Source organism: Phenylobacterium sp., assembly GCF_041916435.1.
Classification (GTDB): domain Bacteria; phylum Pseudomonadota; class Alphaproteobacteria; order Caulobacterales; family Caulobacteraceae; genus Phenylobacterium.
Window position 1 is genome coordinate 80,030 of sequence record NZ_JAYRZM010000007.1, and the last position, 19,713, is coordinate 99,742.

General features: G+C 70.7%; 21 protein-coding genes and 1 riboswitch. Of the genes, 13 read left to right on the plus strand and 8 right to left on the minus strand.

Annotation, left to right across the window (positions count from 1 at the left end; translation table 11 throughout):
- Positions 1–83: 83 nt before the first annotated feature.
- Complete coding sequence (locus ACE3TA_RS19650; RefSeq protein WP_374576032.1) at positions 84–1,898, minus strand: aminopeptidase P family protein; 1,815 nt, start codon at positions 1,896–1,898, stop codon at positions 84–86.
- Positions 1,899–2,138: 240 nt separating this feature from the next.
- Between ACE3TA_RS19650 and ACE3TA_RS19655 the strand changes: the two genes are divergently transcribed.
- Complete coding sequence (locus tag ACE3TA_RS19655) at positions 2,139–2,699, plus strand: GNAT family N-acetyltransferase (RefSeq protein ID WP_374576033.1); 561 nt, start codon at positions 2,139–2,141, stop codon at positions 2,697–2,699.
- Here ACE3TA_RS19655 and ACE3TA_RS19660 read toward each other — a convergent pair.
- The gene (locus ACE3TA_RS19660) at positions 2,696–3,562 is read right to left on the minus strand and encodes a 50S ribosomal protein L11 methyltransferase (protein ID WP_374576034.1); all 867 of its coding nucleotides are present in this window, start codon (positions 3,560–3,562) and stop codon (positions 2,696–2,698) included. The two genes, ACE3TA_RS19655 and ACE3TA_RS19660, sit on opposite strands and share 4 nt — an antisense overlap.
- Before the next feature lie 39 nt (positions 3,563–3,601).
- A complete protein-coding gene (locus ACE3TA_RS19665; protein WP_374576035.1) occupies positions 3,602–4,054 on the minus strand; it encodes a hypothetical protein in 453 nt (150 codons plus the stop codon).
- 88 nt (positions 4,055–4,142) lie between these two features.
- Here ACE3TA_RS19665 and ACE3TA_RS19670 point away from each other — a divergent pair, with 88 nt between their 5' ends.
- A complete protein-coding gene (locus tag ACE3TA_RS19670) occupies positions 4,143–4,580 on the plus strand; it encodes a hypothetical protein (RefSeq protein ID WP_374576036.1) in 438 nt (145 codons plus the stop codon).
- Between the two features lie 7 nt (positions 4,581–4,587).
- Here ACE3TA_RS19670 and ACE3TA_RS19675 read toward each other — a convergent pair whose 3' ends face one another.
- Both ACE3TA_RS19675 and ACE3TA_RS19680 read right to left on the minus strand, forming a co-directional pair.
- Positions 4,588–6,939 (minus strand): UvrD-helicase domain-containing protein, encoded by a 2,352-nt coding sequence (locus tag ACE3TA_RS19675; protein WP_374576037.1) that lies wholly within the window; start codon positions 6,937–6,939, stop codon positions 4,588–4,590.
- A gap of 31 nt (positions 6,940–6,970) precedes the next feature.
- The gene (locus ACE3TA_RS19680) at positions 6,971–7,192 is read right to left on the minus strand and encodes a ribbon-helix-helix domain-containing protein (protein WP_374576038.1); all 222 of its coding nucleotides are present in this window, start codon (positions 7,190–7,192) and stop codon (positions 6,971–6,973) included.
- 112 nt (positions 7,193–7,304) lie between these two features.
- On the opposite strand from ACE3TA_RS19680, the gene ACE3TA_RS19685 reads away from it, so the two are divergent.
- A complete protein-coding gene (locus ACE3TA_RS19685; RefSeq protein ID WP_374576039.1) occupies positions 7,305–8,075 on the plus strand; it encodes a Coq4 family protein in 771 nt (256 codons plus the stop codon).
- Position 8,076: 1 nt separating this feature from the next.
- Here ACE3TA_RS19685 and ACE3TA_RS19690 read toward each other — a convergent pair whose 3' ends face one another.
- The gene (locus tag ACE3TA_RS19690) at positions 8,077–8,253 is read right to left on the minus strand and encodes a DUF4169 family protein (RefSeq protein ID WP_374576040.1); all 177 of its coding nucleotides are present in this window, start codon (positions 8,251–8,253) and stop codon (positions 8,077–8,079) included.
- Between the two features lie 252 nt (positions 8,254–8,505).
- Here ACE3TA_RS19690 and ACE3TA_RS19695 point away from each other — a divergent pair, with 252 nt between their 5' ends.
- Both ACE3TA_RS19695 and ACE3TA_RS19700 read left to right on the plus strand, forming a co-directional pair.
- Positions 8,506–10,080, plus strand: coding sequence for a CHASE domain-containing protein (locus ACE3TA_RS19695; protein WP_374576041.1), 1,575 nt, complete (start codon positions 8,506–8,508; stop codon positions 10,078–10,080).
- Between the two features lie 73 nt (positions 10,081–10,153).
- Entirely contained in the window at positions 10,154–10,390 is a 237-nt protein-coding gene (locus ACE3TA_RS19700) for a DUF2171 domain-containing protein (protein ID WP_374576042.1), read from the plus strand.
- On the opposite strand, the gene pyrE is transcribed toward ACE3TA_RS19700, so the two are convergent.
- Positions 10,387–10,914, minus strand: a complete 528-nt coding sequence (gene pyrE, locus ACE3TA_RS19705) for an orotate phosphoribosyltransferase (protein WP_374576043.1) — start codon at positions 10,912–10,914, stop codon at positions 10,387–10,389. The two genes, ACE3TA_RS19700 and pyrE, sit on opposite strands and share 4 nt — an antisense overlap.
- 2 nt (positions 10,915–10,916) lie before the next feature.
- Positions 10,917–12,119, minus strand: coding sequence for a pyridoxal phosphate-dependent aminotransferase (locus ACE3TA_RS19710; protein ID WP_374576044.1), 1,203 nt, complete (start codon positions 12,117–12,119; stop codon positions 10,917–10,919).
- A gap of 136 nt (positions 12,120–12,255) precedes the next feature.
- Here ACE3TA_RS19710 and ACE3TA_RS19715 point away from each other — a divergent pair, with 136 nt between their 5' ends.
- The 8 genes from ACE3TA_RS19715 (at position 12,256) to ACE3TA_RS19750 (ending at position 19,709) form a co-directional block, all read left to right on the plus strand.
- A complete protein-coding gene (locus ACE3TA_RS19715; RefSeq protein WP_374576045.1) occupies positions 12,256–12,699 on the plus strand; it encodes a hypothetical protein in 444 nt (147 codons plus the stop codon).
- An 18-nt stretch (positions 12,700–12,717) separates the two neighbouring features.
- A riboswitch (ZMP/ZTP riboswitch) is annotated at positions 12,718–12,801 on the plus strand.
- Between the two features lie 41 nt (positions 12,802–12,842).
- Positions 12,843–14,105 carry a serine hydroxymethyltransferase gene (gene glyA / locus ACE3TA_RS19720; protein ID WP_374576046.1) on the plus strand — a complete coding sequence of 421 codons (1,263 nt, stop codon included), beginning with the start codon at positions 12,843–12,845 and terminating at the stop codon, positions 14,103–14,105.
- A gap of 184 nt (positions 14,106–14,289) precedes the next feature.
- Positions 14,290–14,691, plus strand: a complete 402-nt coding sequence (locus tag ACE3TA_RS19725) for a hypothetical protein (RefSeq protein WP_374576047.1) — start codon at positions 14,290–14,292, stop codon at positions 14,689–14,691.
- 86 nt (positions 14,692–14,777) lie between these two features.
- Entirely contained in the window at positions 14,778–15,500 is a 723-nt protein-coding gene (locus ACE3TA_RS19730) for a TVP38/TMEM64 family protein (protein ID WP_374576048.1), read from the plus strand.
- Positions 15,497–16,114, plus strand: coding sequence for a glutathione S-transferase family protein (locus ACE3TA_RS19735; RefSeq protein ID WP_374576049.1), 618 nt, complete (start codon positions 15,497–15,499; stop codon positions 16,112–16,114). Before ACE3TA_RS19730 ends, ACE3TA_RS19735 begins: the two co-directional genes overlap by 4 nt.
- A gap of 212 nt (positions 16,115–16,326) precedes the next feature.
- Positions 16,327–17,895 carry a 2-isopropylmalate synthase gene (locus ACE3TA_RS19740; RefSeq protein WP_374576050.1) on the plus strand — a complete coding sequence of 523 codons (1,569 nt, stop codon included), beginning with the start codon at positions 16,327–16,329 and terminating at the stop codon, positions 17,893–17,895.
- A gap of 94 nt (positions 17,896–17,989) precedes the next feature.
- Positions 17,990–18,871, plus strand: coding sequence for a DMT family transporter (locus tag ACE3TA_RS19745; RefSeq protein ID WP_374576051.1), 882 nt, complete (start codon positions 17,990–17,992; stop codon positions 18,869–18,871).
- Positions 18,872–18,914: 43 nt separating this feature from the next.
- Positions 18,915–19,709 carry a TOBE domain-containing protein gene (locus tag ACE3TA_RS19750; protein ID WP_374576052.1) on the plus strand — a complete coding sequence of 265 codons (795 nt, stop codon included), beginning with the start codon at positions 18,915–18,917 and terminating at the stop codon, positions 19,707–19,709.
- Positions 19,710–19,713: the final 4 nt, after the last annotated feature.

The following is a 19,713-nucleotide window of genomic DNA, read 5'->3' on the forward strand; positions in this document are numbered from 1 at the left end:
TCTGCGCCGGGGGAGAGCCAAAGTCCCCCTCCGGCCCTGAGGGCCACCTCCCCAGAGGGGGAGGACAAGGCCAAGCGCGCATTTCAGATCGGCGCGCAGGCCTCTTCCATCCAGGCGGCGACGTCGGCCGGAACCTGGGGCGCGATCACCTCAAGCACGCGGGCGTGGTAGGCGTCGAGCTGGGCGCGCTCCTCGGCGGTGAGCAGGTCGGCGACGATCAGGCGCCGGTCGATGGGGGCCAGGGTCAGGGTCTCGAAGCCCAGCATCGGCCGCTCGCCGCCGGCGATGTCGGCCGGCTCGGTCACCACCTGCAGGTTCTCGATGCGGATGCCGTAGGCGCCTTCCTTGTAGTAGCCGGGCTCGTTGGAGACGATCATCCCCGGCTTCAGGGCCACCGAATTGGGCGCCTTGGAGATGCGCTGCGGGCCCTCGTGGACGCCGAGGTAGGCGCCCACGCCGTGGCCGGTGCCGTGGTCGTAGTCCAGGCCATGGGCCCAGAGCGCCATGCGGGCCAGGGCGTCGAGCGCCGAGCCGGTGGTTCCCTCCGGGAAGCGCACGCGGGCGAGCGCCAGGTTGCCCTTGAGCACCAGGGTGAAGCGCTCGGCCATCTCCGCGCTCGGCTCGCCGATGGCGACGGTGCGGGTCACGTCGGTGGTGCCGTCCAGGTATTGGGCGCCGCTGTCGACCAGCAGCAGCGAGCCGGCCTCGGTGCGCTTGTTCAGCCGCTCGGTCGGCCGGTAGTGGACGATGGCGCCGTTGGAGGCGGCCCCGGCGATGGTGTCGAAGGAAAGGTCCTTCAGCGCCCCGGTCTCCTCGCGGAAGGCCTCCAGGCGGCTGACGATCTCCACCTCGTCGGGCAGGCTGGTCTGGGCCTCGGTGGCCAGCCAGTGCAGGAAGCGGGTGAGCGCGGCGCCGTCGCGGGCGTGGGCCCTGCGGGTTCCCTCGATCTCCACGGGGTTCTTGCAGGCGCGGGGCAGGGCGCAGGGATCCTCGCCGCGCACCACTTCGGCGCCGGCCTGGTCCAGGGCCTCGAAGTACCAGGCCGAGGACTGGGCAGGGTCGACCAGCACCCGCTTGCCCTTCAACTCCTTGAGCGCCCAGGGCAGATCCTCGGGCGTCTCCAGGCGCACCTCGTTGCCGAGGAAGGCGCGCAACTCGTCGCTCACCTTGGCCGGGTCGAGGAACAGGCGCGCAGAGCCGTCGGCGTTCAGGATCGCCTGGCCGAGCGGCAGGGGCGATCGGATCACGTCGCCGCCGCGCACGTTGAAGAGCCAGGCGATGGAGGAGGGCGCGGTGAGCACCGCGGCCTCGGCGTTCTTCTTGGCAAGGTCGCCGCCCACCCGGGCGCGCTTGGCCGAGGAGTCCTCGCCCGAATATTCCAGGGGGTGGGGGACGACCATCGCCTGCGGCTGGGCCGGCCGGTCGGCGCCCCAGGCCTCGTCCAGCGGGTTGACCTTGACGGGCTTCAGCTTGGCGCCGGCCTTCTCGGCGGCGGCTTTCAACCGCTCCAGGCCGTCGGGGCTGTGCAGGCGCGGATCGTAGCCGATCGCCTGGCCCTTGCCCGCCGCGGCCTCCAGATAGGCCGGCACGCCGCCCTCCATCAGGTCGCGGATCTCGAAGAGGCCCGCGTCCACCTGGTCGCGCACCTGCAGGGTGTAGCGCCCGTCGACGAAGACGGCGGCCTTGTCCTTGAAGATCACCGCCGCGCCGGCCGAGCCGGTGAAGCCGGTGGCCCAGGCCAGCCGGTCGTTGGCGGCGGGCAGGTATTCGTTCTGGTGCTCGTCCTCGTGCGGCACAAGGAAGCCGTCCAGGCCCTGCTCGGCCATGGCTTGGCGGATCAGCGGCACGTGCCTGGGGCCGAAGGACGGATCGGTGGATTCATCGAAGGTCTGGCGCATGCAAGGGATGTAGGCCGTCCGGCGCGCCCGGCAAAGGGCGTTTGTTGCGCCCAAGCCAGGCCTTGGGTAAGACCGTGCCCATGGTCCACGCCGCCGCCCTCGGTTGCTCGAACTCGAACGCTCCTTGCGGGGTCGTTCGCCGTCGCGCGCCTTGAGCCAGGGCTGAAGCGACCGGACCCCGCCCATCGGCCGGGGTCCACGAAAGACGAGCCCGTCCGATCCATCCTCGGAGAGCTCGACATGACCCTTCCCCCCGACCCCTGGTTTCCGCTGCGAACGGAGCGGCTCTTGCTGCGCGACTTCCGCGCAGAGGATTATGACGACGTCCATGCCTACGCTGTCGACCCGGAGGTGATCCGCTACATGGAGTGGGGCCCGAACACGCCCGAGGTCACCCGCAAGGTGCTGGACGGCTGGCTGGAGGCGGCGAAGGTCTGGCCGCGGCCCGGCGTCAGCCTCGCGGTCGAACTTGTCGAGACCGGCGCTGTGATCGGTTCGATCCGCTTGGAGATCAAGGAGCCGGACAACTTCGCCGCCGATATCGGCTACAGCTTCCACCGGCCGTACTGGCGCCAGGGCCATGCGACCGAAGCCGCCCGCGCGGTGGTGGGCGCGGCCTTTGGCGCGCTCGGCCTGCACCGGGTGTGGGCGATCTGCGACGTGCGCAACCGCGGCTCCTGGGGCGTGATGGAGAAGCTCGGCATGCGCCGCGAGGGCCTCTTGCGACAGAACCACATGGGCCGCGACGGCTGGCGCGACACCTGCGTCTACGCCGTGCTCGCCGAGGAGTGGGCCGGCTAGGTCCGGCGCAGCACCAGGGTGGCCCAGGCGTCGCGGTGGATGCGGCGGACCAGGACGAAGCCCTTGGAGCGGTAGGCGGCGAGGACCCGCCGCTCCTGCGAGCGCAGCAGGCCCGACAGGATCGCCAGGCCGCCGGGCTTCAGGGCGAGCTTGATCGGCTGGGAGAGGAACACCAGCGGCGCGGCCAGGATGTTGGCGAACACCAGGTCGTAGGGGCCGCTCGCCTTCACCGCCCGGTGGTTCAGGCCGAAGGCGTGGACGAAACGGGCCCCCGCGAGGTTGAGCTTGGCGTTCTCGCGGGCGATGCGCACCGAGACCTTGTCGATGTCGGTGCCGACCACGACGGGCGAGCCGGTGCGGGCCGCGGCGATGCCGAGCACGCCGGTGCCGCAGCCCACGTCGAGCACGCGCGCGAAGCGGCGGGCCTTGAGCAGGCGGTCGTAGGCCAGGAGGCAGCCGACCGTGGTGCCGTGGTGGCCGGTGCCGAAGGCCGCGCCGGCCTCGATGCGCAGGTTGACGGTGCTCGGCGGCGCCAGGCCCCGGTCGTGGGCGCCGTAGATGAAGAAGCGACCGGCCCGCACCGGCGGCAGGCCGGAGAGCGCCATGGCCAGCCAGTCGGCGTCGGCCAGCTTCTCGCGGGAGACCTTCAGGGCCGGGAAGGCGGCCAGGGCGGCCTGCAGGCCGGCGGCTTCCTCGTCGGAGGTGGGGAAAGCGTCGATCCGCCAGATTCCGCGGTCCTCGTCCTCCTCCAGGATGGAGTAGGTGGCGCCCTCCAGCGCCGGATCGGCGTCGATCGCGGCGGCGGCGGCCTCGGCGTCGGCGCGGGGGCCGCGGGCGATGATCTGATAGGCGTCGTCGGTCATGCGCCCCCTCTAGAGAGGCGCGCGGCGAAAGGCGAGGGGTTAGAAGGCCGACTTGGCCTTGGCCGCGGCGTCGGCCACCAGGGCCGAGGGCGCGGTGCGCAGGGGCTCCAGCGCCTTGCCGGCGGCCAGGGGCTGCACGACCTTGGTCCGGGCGGCGGGGGCCGGCGAGGCGGCGCTGAGCACCTGGACGGGGGCGATGTCGCCGGCGTCGGCGGGCGGCGCGTCCTCCTCGAACTTGGGCGGCAGCCAGTCGGTGCCGACCACGTAGTCCGGCAGGTTCCCGTCGAACGAAGCGTCGTCGGTGTTGGCGTCTGCGGCGTCGGGGGCGGTCTCGGCCTCGGCCGCGGCGCGGCGGCCGGCGCTGGCGGTGACCAGGCGCGGGGCGGAGAGCTGGCCGACCAAGCTGCCGAACTCCGGTTTTATGACGCCGCCGGCGGCGGCGCCGGCGAACGCGGCGGCGATCGCGCCCGCGCCCGCGATGATCCAGCGCATCTCGGCCTCGCGTTTGGCTTCCGACGCCTTAACTTGAAGCTTCAGGCGCATCGGCGCAATGAGGCATGAGCCGCAACGGGAGCGCACCATGAGCAAATACCAGCCCTTGGCCGACCATCTGGCGGCGATGAGCGCCGATGAATGGCGCGCGAGCTTCGCCGAGGTGGAGTCCGTGCTGGGCTTTTCCCTGCCCAAGACCGCCTCGACCCACGGAACCTGGTGGTCGAACGACGACGACAAGCCGCACAAGGCCGGCTGGCTGTCGGCCGGCTGGCGCGTGGCCGACGTGGACCGGCGCGAGGGCAAGGTGGTGTTCGAGCGCGCAGTGAAGACGGCGGCCAGGAAGCCGGCGGCGGTCAAGGCCGTGTCCGCGCCGGCGCCGGTGGCCGTGATCCCGGCCTCGCCGGAAGGCAAGGCGGCGGGTGCGGTCGCGCCGAAGACCAAGCTGATCGCCCTCGCCGCGGGGACGGCGGCCCTGGTGGTCGGGCTGGGGGTGACGGCGGCGCGGCTGCTGCGGCGGCGCTAGGGCGGGGTCAGCCCTTCTCGACGAAAGAGTCGATCACCCGCTTCTCGCCGGCCTTTTCGAAGACGACGGTGAGCTTGTTGCCCTCCACGCCCTTCACCTGGCCGTAGCCGAACTTGACGTGGAACACCCGGTCGCCGCGCTGATAGTCGCTGGAGGCTGACGGCGTGGAGACGGCGACCAGACGGCCCTCGCCTTCGATCACCTGCTGCCGGCCGGGATGGCTGCCGTGGTAGTTGCGCTCCTGGGCGCGCTTCCAGCCGGGCGAGGAATAGCCCGCGCCGAAGGAAGGGCTCTCGTCCCAGCGGCTGCCGTGCTGCTGCATGCCCGGGCCGCCGCCGTAGTAGCCGGTCTCCGACGAGGCCTCGACATTGGCCAGCGGCAACTCGTCGACGAAGCGGGAGGGAAGCTGGCTGGTCCAGCGGCCATAGACCTGGCGATTGGCGGCGAAGGAGATACGCGCTTCCTCCCGCGCGCGGGTGATGCCGACGTAGGCCAGGCGCCGCTCTTCCTCCAGGCCCTTCTCGCCCTTCTCGTCCATGCTGCGCTGGGAGGGGAAGACGCCTTCCTCCCAGCCGGGCAGGAAGACCAGCGGGAACTCCAGGCCCTTGGCCGAGTGCAGGGTCATGATCTGCACGGCGTCGGCCGAAGGGCCGCGGTCGAGATCCATGACCAGCGAGACGTGCTCCAGATAGGCCTGAAGGCTGTCGAAGGCGCCCATGGACTGGACGAGCTCCTTCAGGTTCTCCAGCCGGGTCTGGGCCGTCGGCGTCTTGTCCAGGCGAAGGGCGTCGGTGTAGCCGCTCTCCTCCAGCACCTGCTCCATGACCCGCTGGTGGGGCATCACCTCGGCCTGGGCGCGCCAGCGGTCGATGTCGCGCAGGAAGTTGGCGAGCGAGGTGCGGGTGCGCGCCGGCAGTTCGTCGGTCAGGGCGAGCTGGCGCGCGGCGGCGGTGGCCGGCACGCCGTTCAGGCGCGCGACCTGCAGCAGCTTCTGGACGCTGGTCTCGCCGATGCCGCGCTTGGGCGTGTTGACGATGCGCTCGAAGGCCAGGTCGTCGGCGTCGGACTGGATCAGCCGCAGATAGGCGTGGGCGTCGCGGATCTCCGCCCGCTCGAAGAAGCGCGGGCCGCCGACCACCGTGTAGGGGATCTGCAGCAGGACGAAGCGCTCTTCGAAGGCGCGCATCTGGAAGGAGGCGCGCACCAGGATGGCGATGTCGCGGTACTTGCGCGGGTCGCGCTCGGTGGAGCCGCGGTGGGCGCGCTCGATCTCGTCGGCGATCAGGCGGGACTCGGCCTCGCCGTCCCAGACCCCGCGGACGATCACCTTCTCGCCGCCCTCGGCCTCGGTCCACAGCGTCTTGCCGAGGCGCGACTTGTTGGCGGCGATCAGGCCCGAGGCGGCGGCCAGGATGTGGCTGGTGGAGCGGTAGTTGCGCTCCAGCCGGATGACCTTGGCGCCCGGGAAGTCGCGCTCGAAGCGCAGGATGTTGTCCACCTCGGCCCCGCGCCAGCCGTAGATCGACTGATCGTCGTCGCCCACGCAGCACAGGTTCTGCCGGCCCTGGGCGAGCAGGCGCAGCCACAGGTACTGGGCGACGTTGGTGTCCTGATACTCGTCGACCAGGATGTATTTGAAGCGGTTGTGGAACTCGGCCAGCACGTCGGGCTGGGAGGTGAAGACCGTCAGGTTGTGCAGGAGCAGGTCGCCGAAGTCGCAGGCGTTCAGCACCCGCAGGCGCTCCTGGTAGAGGCGATAGAGCGCCTGGCCCTTGCCGTTGGCGAAGTGGGCGGCCTCGGCGGGCGGCAGCCGCTCGGGCGTCCAGCCGCGGTTCTTCCAGTGGTCGATCAGGCCGGCCAGGGCCTTGGCCGGCCAGCGCTTGGAATCGATGTTCTCGGCCTCCAGCACCTGCTTGATCAGGCGTTCCTGATCGTCGGTGTCGAGGATGGTGTAGTTCGACTTCAGCCCGACCAGCTCGGCGTGGCGACGCAGGATCTGGGCGGCGATGGCGTGGAAGGTGCCGAGCCAGCGCAGGCCCTCGGCCTGCGGGCCGATGATGGCGGTGATCCGCTCGCGCATCTCGCGCGCGGCCTTGTTGGTGAAGGTGACCGCCAGGATCTCCCACGGCTTGGCCTTGCCGGCGGCCAGGATGTGGGCGAGGCGGGTGGTCAGCACCCGCGTCTTGCCGGTCCCCGCGCCGGCCAGCACCAGCACCGGGCCCTCGATGGTCTCCACCGCCTCGCGCTGTTCGGGGTTCAGGCCCTCCAGGTAGTCGGGACCGCGCACGCGGGCCAGGTCGCTGACACGGGGGGAGGGGGCGTCGAAGCCGGCAGGGTCGAGTGATTCAGGCGAAGACATCAGAACATATGTAGCACACGCCGGCCGCCGGTTAACCTCGGGCGGCGGTTTTGGCGTGGGCCAGGGCGGCCAGGCGGCAGGCGGAGGCGAGGGGCGTGTCGGCGCGCGTCTCGTCGATCTCGGCCATCAGGGCGGCGAGGCTGACGCCCTGTTCGGCGGCCATCTCTTCCAGCTCGGTCCAGAATTCGGTCTCCAGCGCCACGGAGGTGGCGTGGCCGGACAGAAGGATCGAGCGCTTGCGCAGGCGGGGCATGGGCTCTTGTGCGGGCGATCGGCGGCCGGGCGCAAGCGCGAGCGGTGCAAAACTCGTGTGCGTGACGCAACCGTCACTTCTATTTAAACAGTGTTCAGTCTATGGTTTCGGCATGACCGACGCCGTAATCTCTCCCGCTTCCGCCGCTCCCCGCCACATCGGCCCGCCGCGCCTGCAATGGGGCGTGGCCTTCAAGGCCCTGCGCCGCCTGTTCCGCGACAAGGAGGACACCGGCCAGGTGTTCGAGATCATGCGGGCGCTGAACGGCCGCTCGACGGCCAAGGGCTATCACCGCCTGCTGGCCACCGCCGAGGGCGGGCGCATGGCCTATGAGCGCGAGGAGTTCGCCAAGCGGCTGATGGACGACGCCTGGCTGGACAGCTTCGCGGCCGGCACGGTGGGCGCGGCCTATCGCGACTTCGTGCGCAGCGAGAACCTTTCGGCGCAGGGCCTGGCCGAAGTCAGCCAGCAGAACGCCAAGGAAGTGGACGTCGCCCATCCCTACGCCTGGTTCGGCCGGCGCACCCGCGACGTGCACGACATCTGGCACATCCTGTCGGGCTATCACCGCGACGGCCTGGGCGAGGCGTGCCTGGTGGCGTTCTCGTTCGCCCAGACCGGCGGCCTGGGCTGGGCGTTCATCGCGGCGGGCGCGGCGTCGCGTTCGCGCAAGGCGGCCCGGCCGCATCCCTACCGGCGGGCGATCTGGCAGGGCTACCAGCGCGGCAAGGCCGCCAAGTGGCTGCTGGGCGAGGACTATGCGCGCGTGATGAGCGAGCCGCTGGAGGCGGCGCGCAAGCGGCTGAACATCACGCCGGCGACGCTCTACGACGCGATCCCGCCCGAGGATCGCGACATGACCGCGGCCCGCGCGGCGGCCTAGGTCAGTCTTCCCTGCGGGCGTCGTCCAGGCGGCGCTCGAGCTTGGCGATTTCCGCCCGCGTCTGGACCTTCTGCGCCTTCGCGCGGCCATGGCGGACGCGGTTCTCGGCGGCCTGCGCCATGGCCTCGGCGCGGGCTTTCGCCTTGCGCGCCTTGTTCAGATTGATGATTTCGCTCATCGGCGGACCCTTGCGACGGGCGCCGATCCTGCACCCAAACGCGCGGCCGGCAAACGGGTTTGGCGCGGCGGACCCGCCGCCGACCCCACGGGCGACCGCCGTGACCGGGGCGCCGGCGGCCGGGCGAACGGTGTGGACTGTCGCCGCCAAATGAGTCACGGCTGACCGACGGAACCCTTGGGGGCGGTCGTGAAGACGGGCTCGATCAGCGATGGCGTCCGGTGGGCGCGCCTTCGGTGGGCGCCCTTGCTGGTGGCCGCCTTTGGCGCGCTGGCCACGATCACGGGCGGCTTCCTGATCCACAAGGTGAACGCCCAGCGCTCGCACGACCGCTTCGAGCGGCTGGTGGACGAGACCAACGACGCGATCGTCGACCGGCTGGAGACCTATGTGGCGGTGCTGCGCGCCGGCGCCGGCCTCTATGCGGCCAGCAAGACCGTCGACCCCGGCGAGTTCAAGAGCTTCGCCCGGCGGATCGAGCTGGTGCGGCGCTATCCGGGCATCGAGGGCATCGGCTTCGCCGCGCGCAGGCCGGCTCCGGGACGCGCCGAAGACGGCGTGATCGTGACCTATCTGGAGCCGCAGACCGAGCCGAACCGGCGCGAGCTGGGGCGCGACCTGGCGGCCGATCCGGTGCTGGCCGAGGCGATCGTCCGCTCCCGCGACAGCGGCCGGCCGGCGATGTCGGGCAAGGTGGAGCTTCACCGCGAGGACGCCGACGGCCGCCAGACCGGCTTTCTGATGCTGGAGCCGGTCTACACGGGCGGGGACGTGCCGGCGGACCTGGCCGCGCGGCGCACGCGGTTCGAGGGCTTCGTCTATGCGCCGTTCCAGGCCAAGGCGCTGCTGCAGAGCGTGATCGCCAACCTGAACAACCGGGGCTTGGAGTATGCGGTCTACGACGGGACCGCCGCGCCGCAGAACCTGTTGCAGCGCTCGGCGCCGCCTCGCACGTCCGGGCCGGGCGCGGAGTTCCGGTCGGTGCGGCGGCTGGACGTGGCCGGCCGTAGCTGGATCGTCGCCTACAACGCCAACGACGAGTTCAGGCCGGCGGACGACGCGCAGTTCGTCACCGGCTTCGCGGCGATCGGCGTGCTGGCGACCGCGCTGATCGCCGGGGCCATGCTGGCCCAGGTGCAGGCGCGGCTGGCCGCCGAACGCGAGGTCCAGACGCGGCAGCTGGCGGAGGAGCGCCAGCAACTGCTGCTGGGCGAGCTGAACCACCGGGTGAAGAACACCCTGGCCACCGTGCAGTCGATCGCCGCCCAGAGCCTGCGCAACGCGCCGGACCTGGAGACCGGCCGCAAGACCTTCGAGGCCAGGCTGATGGCGCTCAGCGAGGCGCACAACCTGCTCACCCGCGACAACTGGCGCGGCGCGAGCCTGGCGGACCTGGCCAAGGCCGAGCTGGCGCCCTACGGCGGCGGGCGGCGCGAACGGGTGACGATCCTGGGCGAGCCGGTCTGGCTGTCGCCCAACACCGCCGTGGCCCTGGGCATGGCGTTCCACGAACTGGCGACCAACGCGGCCAAGCACGGGGCGCTGTCGGGCGCCAACGGCAGGGTCAGGGTCGAATGGACCGTCTCGCGCTCGGACGAGGCGCCGGACCGCGTGTCGATCGTCTGGCGCGAGGCCGGCGGGCCGACGGTGACGACGCCTTCGCGCACCGGCTTCGGCTCTCGCCTGATCGTGAGCGGCCTGGCGCACCAGTTGAACGGCGACGTCAGGCTCAACTTCGACCCGGACGGGGTGACCTGCGCCATCGCCTTCAACCTGGCGCCGCCGCCGAGCACATCCCCCGACGAGGAGGTCGAAAGCGCCGCGTGATCGCGCCGCCCGCGGCAACCGCGGCGCGGTTCAACGGTTTTCTTCGCACCCGCAGCAACGAAGGAGATCGGCGATGGTCCAAGCTTCGGACATTCACGAGCACATGGAGGTGGTGGGCTCCGACGGCGGCCACGTCGGCAGGGTCGACCACGTGCTCGGCCGCGAGATCGAGCTGGCGCGCCTGGATACCGGATCGGGCTTCAGGCACCACCTGATCCCGATGACCTGGGTGGATCATATCGAACGGGACAAGGTGTGCCTGAACCTGACCCAGGACGCCGCGCGCTCGGCCTGGCGCGAGCGCCACTAGGCCTGTTCGAGGTCCTCGCGGCGCAAGGCGGGGAGGACGGCGGCCTCGACGCCGGCGATTTTCGGCTCGCCGTCGCCTCGCCAGATCGCGCAGACGACGGCGACGACCTCGGCGCCGGCGGCCTCGAGGTGGCCGATCGCGTCACGAACCGCGCCGCCGGTGGTGATGACGTCCTCGATGATCGCCACGCGTTTGCCGCCGACCTGCGCGCCTTCGACCGCCTGGCATGTGCCGTAGGCCTTGGCCTCCTTGCGCACGAACGCGGCCGGCCGGCCGTCGGCCAGCGACATGGCGGTCGCGATGGGCACGCCGCCCAGCTCGAGCCCGGCCAGCACCTCGGCCCGATCCGGCACGAGCGGAAGCATGGCGGCCGCCACGCGCTTCAGCAGGGCGGGGTCGCTCTCGAAGCGGTACTTGTCGAAGTACTCGGCGGCGACGGCGCCGGAGCGCAGGGTGAAGCGGCCCTCCAGCCGGGCGACGGACGCGATGTCCCTCGCGAGCCGGCGGCGGGCCGCCTCGTCCATTCCTATTTCACCGAGGCGCAGAAGCGCTGGATGCGCGCGCAGGCCTCTTCCAGCGTGGCGTTGGAGGTGGCGTAGCTGATGCGGAAGAACGGCGACAGGCCGAACGCCTCGCCGAACACCACCGCCACGCCCTCGGCCTCGAGCAGCTCGTTGGCGAAGTCCTTGTCCGAGGCGATCTTGACCCCGCTCGGCGCGGTCTTGCCGATCAGCCCTTCGCAGGACGGATAGACGTAGAACGCCCCCTCCGGCGTCGGGCACTTCAGGCCCGAGGCCTGGTTCAGCATGGACACCACCAGGTCGCGCCGCTCCTGGAAGAGCTTGGCGTTGGGCTTGATGAAGTCCTGCGAGCCGTTGAGCGCCTCGACGGCCGCGTACTGGCTGATCGAGCAGGGGTTGGAGGTCGACTGGCTCATGACCTTGGCCATCAGCTTGATCAGCTCCTCCGGCCCGGCCGCGTAGCCGATCCGCCAGCCGGTCATGGCGTAGGCCTTGGAGACCCCGTTCATGGTCAGGGTGCGGTCGTAGAGCGCCGGCTCCACCTGGGCGATCGTCCAGAACTCGAAGTCGTCGAACACCAGGTGCTCGTACATGTCGTCGGTGAGGATCCACACCTGCGGGTGGCGCAGCAGCACCTCGGCCAGGGCCTTCAGCTCGGCCTTGGTGTAGGCCGCGCCGGACGGGTTGGACGGCGAGTTGAGGATCAGCCAGCGGGTCTTGGGCGTGATCGCCGCTTCAAGGTCGGCGGCCTTCAGCTTGAAGCCGTTGTCCGCCGTGGTCGGCGCGAACACCGGCGTGCCGCCGGCCAGCAGCACCATGTCCGGATAGCTCACCCAATAGGGCGTGGGCACCACCACCTCGTCGCCAGGGTTCAGGGTGGCCATCATGGCGTTGAAGATCACCGGCTTGCCGCCGGGCGAGACGTTCACCTGGGAGGGCTTGTAGGTCAGGCCGTTCTCGCGCGCGAACTTGGCGCAGATGGCTTCCTTCAGCTCCGGGATGCCGTCGACGGTGGTGTACTTGGTCTTGCCGTCGCGGATCGCCTTGATCGCGGCTTCCTTGATGTTGTCCGGCGTATCGAAGTCCGGCTCGCCGGCCCCGAGGCTAATGACGTTTTTCCCCTGCGCCTTGAGCTCACGAGCCTTCTGATCGGTCGCCATGGTGGCGGAGGGCTTGACGCGGGCGAGCGTGGCGGACTGGAGCGACATGGCTCTTCGTGCTTTCCAGTTAGGGGTGGAGGAAACGGCGCGGGTGTAGCCCATGCCGCTCACTGCGGGAACCCAATATGGGCGTCCGAAGGGCGCCTTGCGGCCCGCGCTTGCCGAAAGGCCACAGGAGGCGCCGATGCCACGCAAGATTTCGCTGTTCCTCGCCTGCGCGGTTCTGGCCGGATGCGGCCAGCCCGTCAGCTCGTCCGAACCGCAGAAACCGCCCGCAGCGGCTGCGCAGCCGGCGGCGGCCGCGCCGGCGCCGCCAAGGACGCTTTCGGCCGACGAGCGCAAGGCGGCGCGCTATGTCGGGCGCTGGTCGGAGGCCACCGCCACCTGCGCGACCGCGCCCTGGATCTTCACCGCCGACGGCCTGTCGGCGCCGGACGAGGTGACCTGCGATTTCGACAGCGTGGCCGAGGCGCCCGGCGGCTACGACGTCGCGGCCGCCTGCGCCAGCAAGGGCGCGCCGACGCCAGCGAAGGCGCTGAGCCTGCGATTCGTCGAGGCGGCCAAGGGCGTGCTCGTGGAGGGCGGGCCGTTCCCCGCGCCGGTGGGCCTGATCCATTGCGAGGGGTGACACGGGCGGGTATGTCTGCGCCGTCCGCGTGACTGGCGAGATCGGAGGGGCTGAACCCTCGGGAAGCGCGGGCGTCATCGGCCGCTCGCCTGGGCGATCGGGAGCCATCCCGGTCCAACGCTTCTTCCAAGGAGGAGCCGCCCATGGACGCCGACCGCCAAGCCCTGAAGTCGTACGACCCCGAGATCTTCGCCGAGATAGCCGGCGAGGAGGGCCGCCAGACCGACGGCGTGGAGATGATCCCGTCGGAGAACTACACCTATCCCGAGGTGCTGGCGGCGCTGGGTTCAGTGCTGACCAACAAGTACTCCGAGGGCTATCCGGGCCGGCGCTACTACGGCGGCCAGGAGCACACCGACGCCGTCGAGCGGCTGGCCCGCGAGCGGGCTTGCGCCCTGTTCGGCGCTGAGCACGCCAACGTCCAGCCGCTGTCGGGCTCGCCGATGAACCAGGCTGCCTACTTCGCCGTGATGCAGCCGGGCGACACGGTGCTGGCCATGGATCTGTCGCACGGCGGCCACCTGACCCACGGCGCGCCGGTCTCGCACATGGGCAAGGTGTTCAACTTCGTCCGCTACAAGACCGGCGAGGGCGGGGCGATCGACTTCGAGCAGATGATGACGATCGCCAAGCAGGTGCGGCCGAAGATCGTGCTGGCCGGCTATTCCTCCTATCCGCGCGACTACGACTATGCGGGCTTCCGCCAGGTGGCCGACGAGGTGGGGGCGCTGGCCATGGCCGACATCTCGCACATCGGCGGGCTGGTGGCGGCCGGGGTGATGGCCAATCCCTTCGATGCGGGCTTCGACATCGTCACCACCACCACGCACAAGAGCCTGCGCGGGCCGCGGGGCGGAATGATCCTGTGCCGCAAGGGGCTGGCCAAGGCGATTGATTCGTCGGTGTTTCCCGGGCTGCAGGGCGGCCCGCACATGAACAACGTGGCCGGGGCGGCGATCACCTTCAAGAAGGCGGCCGAGCCGGCGTTCCGCGGCTACGCCGAACAGGTGCTGGCCAACGCCAAGACCCTGGCGCGGACGCTGCTGGACGGGGGCGCACGCCTGATCACCGGCGGCACCGACAACCACATGATGGTGATCGATACGGTGGAGAGCTTCGGCCTGGACGGCCGCGCCGCCGAGGAGGCGCTGGACCGCATCGGCGTCGCCACCAACAAGCAGGTGATCCCGGACGATCCGCGCCCGCCGCTGCGGCCGAGCGGGGTGCGCCTGGGCACGCCGGCCTGCACGACGCGGGGCATGGGCGAGGAGGAGATGCGCCGGCTGGGCGGCTGGATGGTCGAGGCGCTGCGCGCGCCGGAGGACGCGGCCCTGGCCGGACGCCTGTGCGGGCAGGTGCGCGAGCTCTGCCGCGGCTTCGCCGTGCCGGGCGTGGCGAAGGGGTGACGGGGCTGGTTGTTCTATATTTGTTCTTGACAACCGAGGATTGAGGGCTACCTTGGCTGTGCGGAGGGGATACCTATCGTGATCAGCCCAAATCAGAAGACGGCGATCGATCAACTGATCGACGAAGCTGGAACCGATGAACTGGGGCGGCGGGCTCGCGACGCCTACCAAAGGGCGCTCGAGCATGGCCAAGTCGTGTTCCATTAGAACGCTGCGCGCCGCGCCGATCGTCCCGGGGTGGACGATCGGCGCGGTGCTGGCGCTGCTCTGGGCGGTGGACCTGAGCTCCCTCATGCTGGACCGGTGCGCGGCCACGACCTGTCACGGCTACATGGTCTATGCGCAGCTCCCGGGATTGTTCATCTTTCCCTATGTGCTTTGGTTCCTGTTGTTCGCGCCGACCCAGAGCTACGTCTTCGCCAACGGTGCGATATTGCTGATGTGCGCCGGACTCTATCTGGTGGCGCGGCGGCGACTGCCGGCGTGGCTGAGCCTGGTCAACATCGCCGCGGTGCTGGGCGTGTGGGCGCTGTCGTCGGCGGCCGGGGTCTGGATGCTGTTCGCCGGGGCGAGGCTGCTGGCGTGATTGCAGCCTTGAAGGCGGCGTTCGCGAACGCGGCGCGCGCCCACAGCCGCGCTTGACCGGCGCAGGCGAACGGGCGAGGGAGCGGCATGCGCCGGATCCTGAGTTTCCTGACCAACATGGACGCCCGCGCCTGGCGCACGCTGGCCGTGTCCTTCGTGCTGTTCGGCGGCGTGGGGGTGGTGTTCCTGTTCGGCGCCCAGGTGCTGGGCTTCTCCGGCGAGGCGACGGTGGAGCGCTGGCTGGGGCTGGCGGCGCACGGGCCCTGGGCGCTGCCGGTGGCGGTGGCGGCCTTCGCCCTGCTGGCCTTCGTCGGCGTGCCGCAATTCGTGCTGATCGCCGCGGCGGTGGTCGCCTTCGGCGCCTGGGCCGGCTTCGCCTATAGCTGGATCGGCACGATGGTCTCCTCGATGGTCGGATTCTACATCGGCCGGGTGGCGGGGGCGCGGACGCTGGAGCTGCTGTCCAGCGACGGCGTGCGCAAGTTCATGGACCTGGTGGGGCGCAACGGCTTCCTGGCCAGCCTGATCGTGCGGCTGGTGCCCTCCGCGCCGTTCATCGTGGTCAACATGGCCGCGGGCGTGACGCCGATGAAGGTCTGGCCGTTCGTCGCCGGCACGGCCATCGGCATCGTGCCGAAGATTGCGCTGACGGCTTTCGCCGGCAATTCCATCGTCCACGCCATGAAGGGGGAGGGCGGGCGCTACCTTGTGGGGCTCGCCGCCATCGCCATCTTGTGGCTGGCCATCGGCTGGTTCGCGCGCCGGTGGCTGAAGCGGCGCGAGGGCGCCCTGGGAGATCCGTCCGAATGAAACTGTTCTACGCCCGCGGCGCCTGCGCCCTGGCCTCGCACATCGCCTTGGAAGAGGCCGGCGCCACCTACGAGGCGGTGCGCGTCGACGTGCGCGGCGGCGAGCAGCGCGGGCCGGGCTATCTGGCGATCAATCCCAAGGGCCGCGTGCCGGCGCTGGCGACCGCCCAGGGGGTGATCACCGAGACCCCGGCGATCCTGGCCTACATCGCCCAGACCCACCCGCAGGCCGGGCTCGCGCCGCTCGACGATCCCTTCGCCTTCGCCGAGCTGCAGGCCTTCAACGCCTATCTCTGCTCGACGGTGCACCCGGCGCACGCCCACCGTCATCGCGGCCACCGCTGGGCCGACGAGGAAGGCTCGCTGGCCGACATGCGCCGCAAGGCGCCGCAGGTGATGGGCGAGTGCTTCGAACTGATCGAGGCCCAGATGTTCAAGGGCCCCTGGGTGATGGGCGAAGCCTACAGCATCGCCGATCCCTACCTCTTCACGATCTGCGGCTGGCTGGAGGCCGACGAGGTGGACATCGCCCGCTTCCCGAAGGTGGCCGAGCACGCCGCGCGGATGGCCGAGCGGCCGGCCGTGAGGAAGGTTCTTGCCGAGGAAGCGGCCTAGAGCCGCGGGACGCGCAATAGCCTTGCGCGATCAGGGGCTTTTCGGTAGATGAGCGGCATGGACATGCGTCGCGACAGCCAACTTCTGCTTGGACTCGGCCTTAGCCGCCCCTGGGCGCCTTACTAGGCTGCGCGTCTTCGCGGCCGGGCGTTCAGGGGATGACCCACGAGCCCGACCCTTGTAGAACAGCCCTCCGCGAAGAGACCCGTCCCATGACCTCCGTATCCCAAGCCGCGCAAGACCGCGTCATCGTCTTCGACACCACCATGCGCGACGGCGAGCAATCGCCCGGCGCCTCCATGTCGCTGGACGAGAAGCTGGAGCTCGCCAAGATCCTTGAGGAAATGCGCGTCGACGTGATCGAGGCCGGCTTCCCGATCGCCTCGAACGGCGACTTCCAGGCCGTGAGCGAGATCGCCAAGATCGTCACCGAGAGCACGATCTGCGGCCTGGCCCGCGCCGGCCAGGCCGACATCGAGCGCTGCGCCGAGGCGATCCGCCCGGCCAAGCGCGGCCGCATCCACACCTTCATCTCCACCAGCCCGGTCCACATGAAGTGGAAGCTGCAGATGGAGCCGGACGCGGTGCTGGAGATGGTGACCAAGTCGGTCTCCCACGCCCGCAACCTGTGCGGCGACGTGGAGTGGTCGGCCGAGGACGCCACGCGCACCGAGCGCGACTTCCTGCGCCGCTGCGTGGAGGCCGCGATCAAGGCCGGCGCGACCACGATCAACATCCCCGACACGGTGGGCTACACCTATCCGTCGGAATACGCCGAGATCTTCCGCGACCTGATCGAGAACGTGCCGGGCGCGGACGGGGTGATCTTCTCCACCCACTGCCACAACGACCTGGGCCTGGCCGTGGCCAACAGCCTGTCGGGCGTGCAAGGCGGCGCGCGGCAGGTGGAAGTGGCGATCAACGGCATCGGCGAGCGGGCCGGCAACGCCGCGCTCGAAGAAGTGGTGATGGCGCTGAAGGTGCGCGGCGACGCGCTGCCCTACCACACCAACATCGACCCGCAACACATCACCCGGGCCAGCCGCTACGTGTCGGCGATCACCGGCTTCCCGGTGCAGTTCAACAAGGCGATCGTCGGCAAGAACGCCTTCGCCCACGAGAGCGGCATCCACCAAGACGGGATGCTGAAGAACGCCGAGACCTACGAGATCATGAAGCCCGAGGACGTGGGGCAGGGCGCCACCAACCTCGTCATGGGCAAGCACTCCGGCCGCCACGCCTTCCGCGAAAAGCTGAAGGCGCTGGGCTACGAGCTGGGCCAGAACGCCCTGAACGAGGCGTTCCAGCGCTTCAAGGACCTGGCCGACAAGAAGAAGCACGTCTTCGACGACGACATCGTCGCCCTGGTGGACGACGCCCTGGCGTCCGGCGCCGACCGCATCCAGGTCAAGCACCTGCGCGTGGTGGCCGGCACCGAGGGCCCGCAGCAGGCCGAGCTGACCGTCTCGGTGGACGGCGAGGAACGCAAGGGCGTGGCCACCGGCGACGGCCCGGTGGACGCGGTGTTCAACGCCATCCACGAAGTGATCCCGCACACCGCAATCCTGCGCCTGTTCCAGGTGCACGCGGTGACCGAGGGGACCGACGCCCAGGCGCAGGTCTCGGTGCGGCTCGAAGAGGACGGCCGCATCGCCACCGGCCAGGCGGCCGACACCGACACGCTCACGGCTTCGGCCAAGGCCTACGTCAACGCGCTCAACAACCTCTTCGCGAGGAAGGAAAAGAGCGCGCCCGAAGCGAAGGTCGCTTCCGGCTTCTAGACGCACCGGCCGCAAGGCGGGATTGATGGCGACCTCGCCGCCCCGAGACGGGCGGCGGGCCCGCGCGTGCGCGGGCTGAGCGGATGTTTCTCACATGTTGTGGATTGTTCTGACGGCGGCGGCCGCGCCGCTGCAGGTGGCGCGCAACGCGCTGCAGCGCGGCCTGATCGGCGAGGCCGGGCCCTGGGGCGCGACCCTGGTGCGCTTCCTGTTCGGCCTGCCGTTCTCGCTGGCGCTCTTCGCGGTGGCGGCCTTGCTGACGCCCGGCGCCGATCCGCATTTCAGCGGGCGCTACCTCGCGGCCGTGTCGATCGGCGCCCTGGGCCAGGTGAGCGCCACGGCGGCGCTGCTCACCGCCATGCGGCGCTCGGGATTCGCGGTGGCGACCTTCATGCAGCAGGCCTCGCTGCCGTTCGGCGCGCTGCTGGGCTTCGCGGTGCTGGGCGACAACCTGAGCGCCCAGGGCTGGATCGGCGTGGCGACGACCACGGCCGGACTGGCGGCCCTGTCGTGGCCCCGCGGCGGGCGGGAGGCGAACGACTGGGTCGGGGTCGCCACGGGCCTGGCCTCGGCGGCGTTCTTCGCCGTGACGCTCAACGGCTATCGCGAGGCCGGCCTCGCCCTGGAGCCGCACCATCCGCTCTATTCCGGGATCGCGTCGGTGTGCGTGGCCCAGACGCTGCAGACGATCGGTCTGACCGCGATGCTGGCGCTGACCCGACCGGCGGCCCTGCGCGCGGTGATCGCCTCCTGGCGCGCCTCGCTGGGCGCGGGCTTCTTCGGCGCGGCCGCCTCGGCCTGCTGGTTCTCGGCGCTGGCCCTGGCGCCGGCGGGGCTGGTGCGCGCGGTGGGCGTGATCGAGGCGCCGGTGGCCGCGGCGGCGGGCCGGCGGCTGTTCAAGGAGCGGCTTTCGCTGGCCCAGGCGGCGGCCGGCGTGACGACGGCGGTGGGCGTGGTGCTGACCGCGCTCGGCTGAGTTTCGCCTTGCCGAGTCGTTATGAAGTACGTCTACATAACGCATGGACGACGTCTCGGCCCTGGTCGCCTCCCTGACGCTGCGGCGCGGCGCCGGCGCGCGCGTGGGCGCCGAGCGGATCGCGCTCTTGGAGGCGGTGGCCGAGTTCGGTTCGATCTCCGGCGCGGCCAAGCGCCTGGGCCTGTCCTACAAGGGCGCCTGGGACGCGGTGCAGGCGCTGAACAACCTGTTCGACGCGCCGCTGATCGCCGCCCACGCCGGCGGCCGCTCCGGTGGCGAGGCCAGCCTGACGCCGCGGGGCCGGGCGGTGGTGACCGCCTTCCGCAAGGTGGAGGCCGAACTGGCCTCGGCCGTGGCGCGGCTGGAGGCGGGGCTGGCGGGCGCCGACGTCGGCGAGCTTTTCTGGAGCCTGGGGATGCGGACGAGCGCGCGGAACGCCCTGCGCGGCGTGGTGAGCGCGGTGACCGAGGGCGCGGTCAACGCCGAGGTGGTGGTCGAGGTGGCGCCGGGCGTGTCGATCACCGCGATGGTGACTCGCGACAGCGTGCGCGAGCTGGGCTTGCGTCCCGGCGCGGCGGCCATCGCCCTGATCAAGTCGAGCTTCATCACCCTGGCGGTGGGCGAGGGGCTGCGCACCTCCGCGCGCAACCAGCTCGCCGGCGTGGTGAGCCGGCGCGAGGACGGGGCGGTGAACAGCGAGATCGCCCTGGAGCTGGCCGACGGCAAGACGCTGACCGCCACGATCACCCGCGAAAGCGCCGAGGCGCTGGACCTGAAGCCGGGCGACGCGGCGCTGGCCCTGATCAAGGCGCCCCACGTGATCCTGGCGGTGGAGTAGACGG

What these genes read in the sequence shown, in the direction of transcription:
- ACE3TA_RS19680 (WP_374576038.1), bottom strand. Translation starts at nt 7,192, where the DNA reads ATGCCCCGCCTGCGCAAGCGCTCGATCCTTCTGTCCGGCCACGCCACC.
- ACE3TA_RS19655 (WP_374576033.1), top strand. Translation starts at nt 2,139, where the DNA reads ATGACCCTTCCCCCCGACCCCTGGTTTCCGCTGCGAACGGAGCGGCTC.
- ACE3TA_RS19730 (WP_374576048.1), top strand. Translation starts at nt 14,778, where the DNA reads ATGCGCCGGATCCTGAGTTTCCTGACCAACATGGACGCCCGCGCCTGG.
- ACE3TA_RS19665 (WP_374576035.1), bottom strand. Translation starts at nt 4,054, where the DNA reads ATGCGCTGGATCATCGCGGGCGCGGGCGCGATCGCCGCCGCGTTCGCC.
- ACE3TA_RS19750 (WP_374576052.1), top strand. Translation starts at nt 18,915, where the DNA reads ATGGACGACGTCTCGGCCCTGGTCGCCTCCCTGACGCTGCGGCGCGGC.
- ACE3TA_RS19670 (WP_374576036.1), top strand. Translation starts at nt 4,143, where the DNA reads ATGAGCAAATACCAGCCCTTGGCCGACCATCTGGCGGCGATGAGCGCC.
- ACE3TA_RS19725 (WP_374576047.1), top strand. Translation starts at nt 14,290, where the DNA reads ATGGCCAAGTCGTGTTCCATTAGAACGCTGCGCGCCGCGCCGATCGTC.
- ACE3TA_RS19735 (WP_374576049.1), top strand. Translation starts at nt 15,497, where the DNA reads ATGAAACTGTTCTACGCCCGCGGCGCCTGCGCCCTGGCCTCGCACATC.
- ACE3TA_RS19685 (WP_374576039.1), top strand. Translation starts at nt 7,305, where the DNA reads ATGACCGACGCCGTAATCTCTCCCGCTTCCGCCGCTCCCCGCCACATC.
- ACE3TA_RS19745 (WP_374576051.1), top strand. Translation starts at nt 17,990, where the DNA reads ATGTTGTGGATTGTTCTGACGGCGGCGGCCGCGCCGCTGCAGGTGGCG.
- ACE3TA_RS19715 (WP_374576045.1), top strand. Translation starts at nt 12,256, where the DNA reads ATGCCACGCAAGATTTCGCTGTTCCTCGCCTGCGCGGTTCTGGCCGGA.
- ACE3TA_RS19650 (WP_374576032.1), bottom strand. Translation starts at nt 1,898, where the DNA reads ATGCGCCAGACCTTCGATGAATCCACCGATCCGTCCTTCGGCCCCAGG.
- glyA (WP_374576046.1), top strand. Translation starts at nt 12,843, where the DNA reads ATGGACGCCGACCGCCAAGCCCTGAAGTCGTACGACCCCGAGATCTTC.
- ACE3TA_RS19740 (WP_374576050.1), top strand. Translation starts at nt 16,327, where the DNA reads ATGACCTCCGTATCCCAAGCCGCGCAAGACCGCGTCATCGTCTTCGAC.
- ACE3TA_RS19660 (WP_374576034.1), bottom strand. Translation starts at nt 3,562, where the DNA reads ATGACCGACGACGCCTATCAGATCATCGCCCGCGGCCCCCGCGCCGAC.
- ACE3TA_RS19675 (WP_374576037.1), bottom strand. Translation starts at nt 6,939, where the DNA reads ATGTCTTCGCCTGAATCACTCGACCCTGCCGGCTTCGACGCCCCCTCC.
- pyrE (WP_374576043.1), bottom strand. Translation starts at nt 10,914, where the DNA reads ATGGACGAGGCGGCCCGCCGCCGGCTCGCGAGGGACATCGCGTCCGTC.
- ACE3TA_RS19700 (WP_374576042.1), top strand. Translation starts at nt 10,154, where the DNA reads ATGGTCCAAGCTTCGGACATTCACGAGCACATGGAGGTGGTGGGCTCC.
- ACE3TA_RS19710 (WP_374576044.1), bottom strand. Translation starts at nt 12,119, where the DNA reads ATGTCGCTCCAGTCCGCCACGCTCGCCCGCGTCAAGCCCTCCGCCACC.
- ACE3TA_RS19690 (WP_374576040.1), bottom strand. Translation starts at nt 8,253, where the DNA reads ATGAGCGAAATCATCAATCTGAACAAGGCGCGCAAGGCGAAAGCCCGC.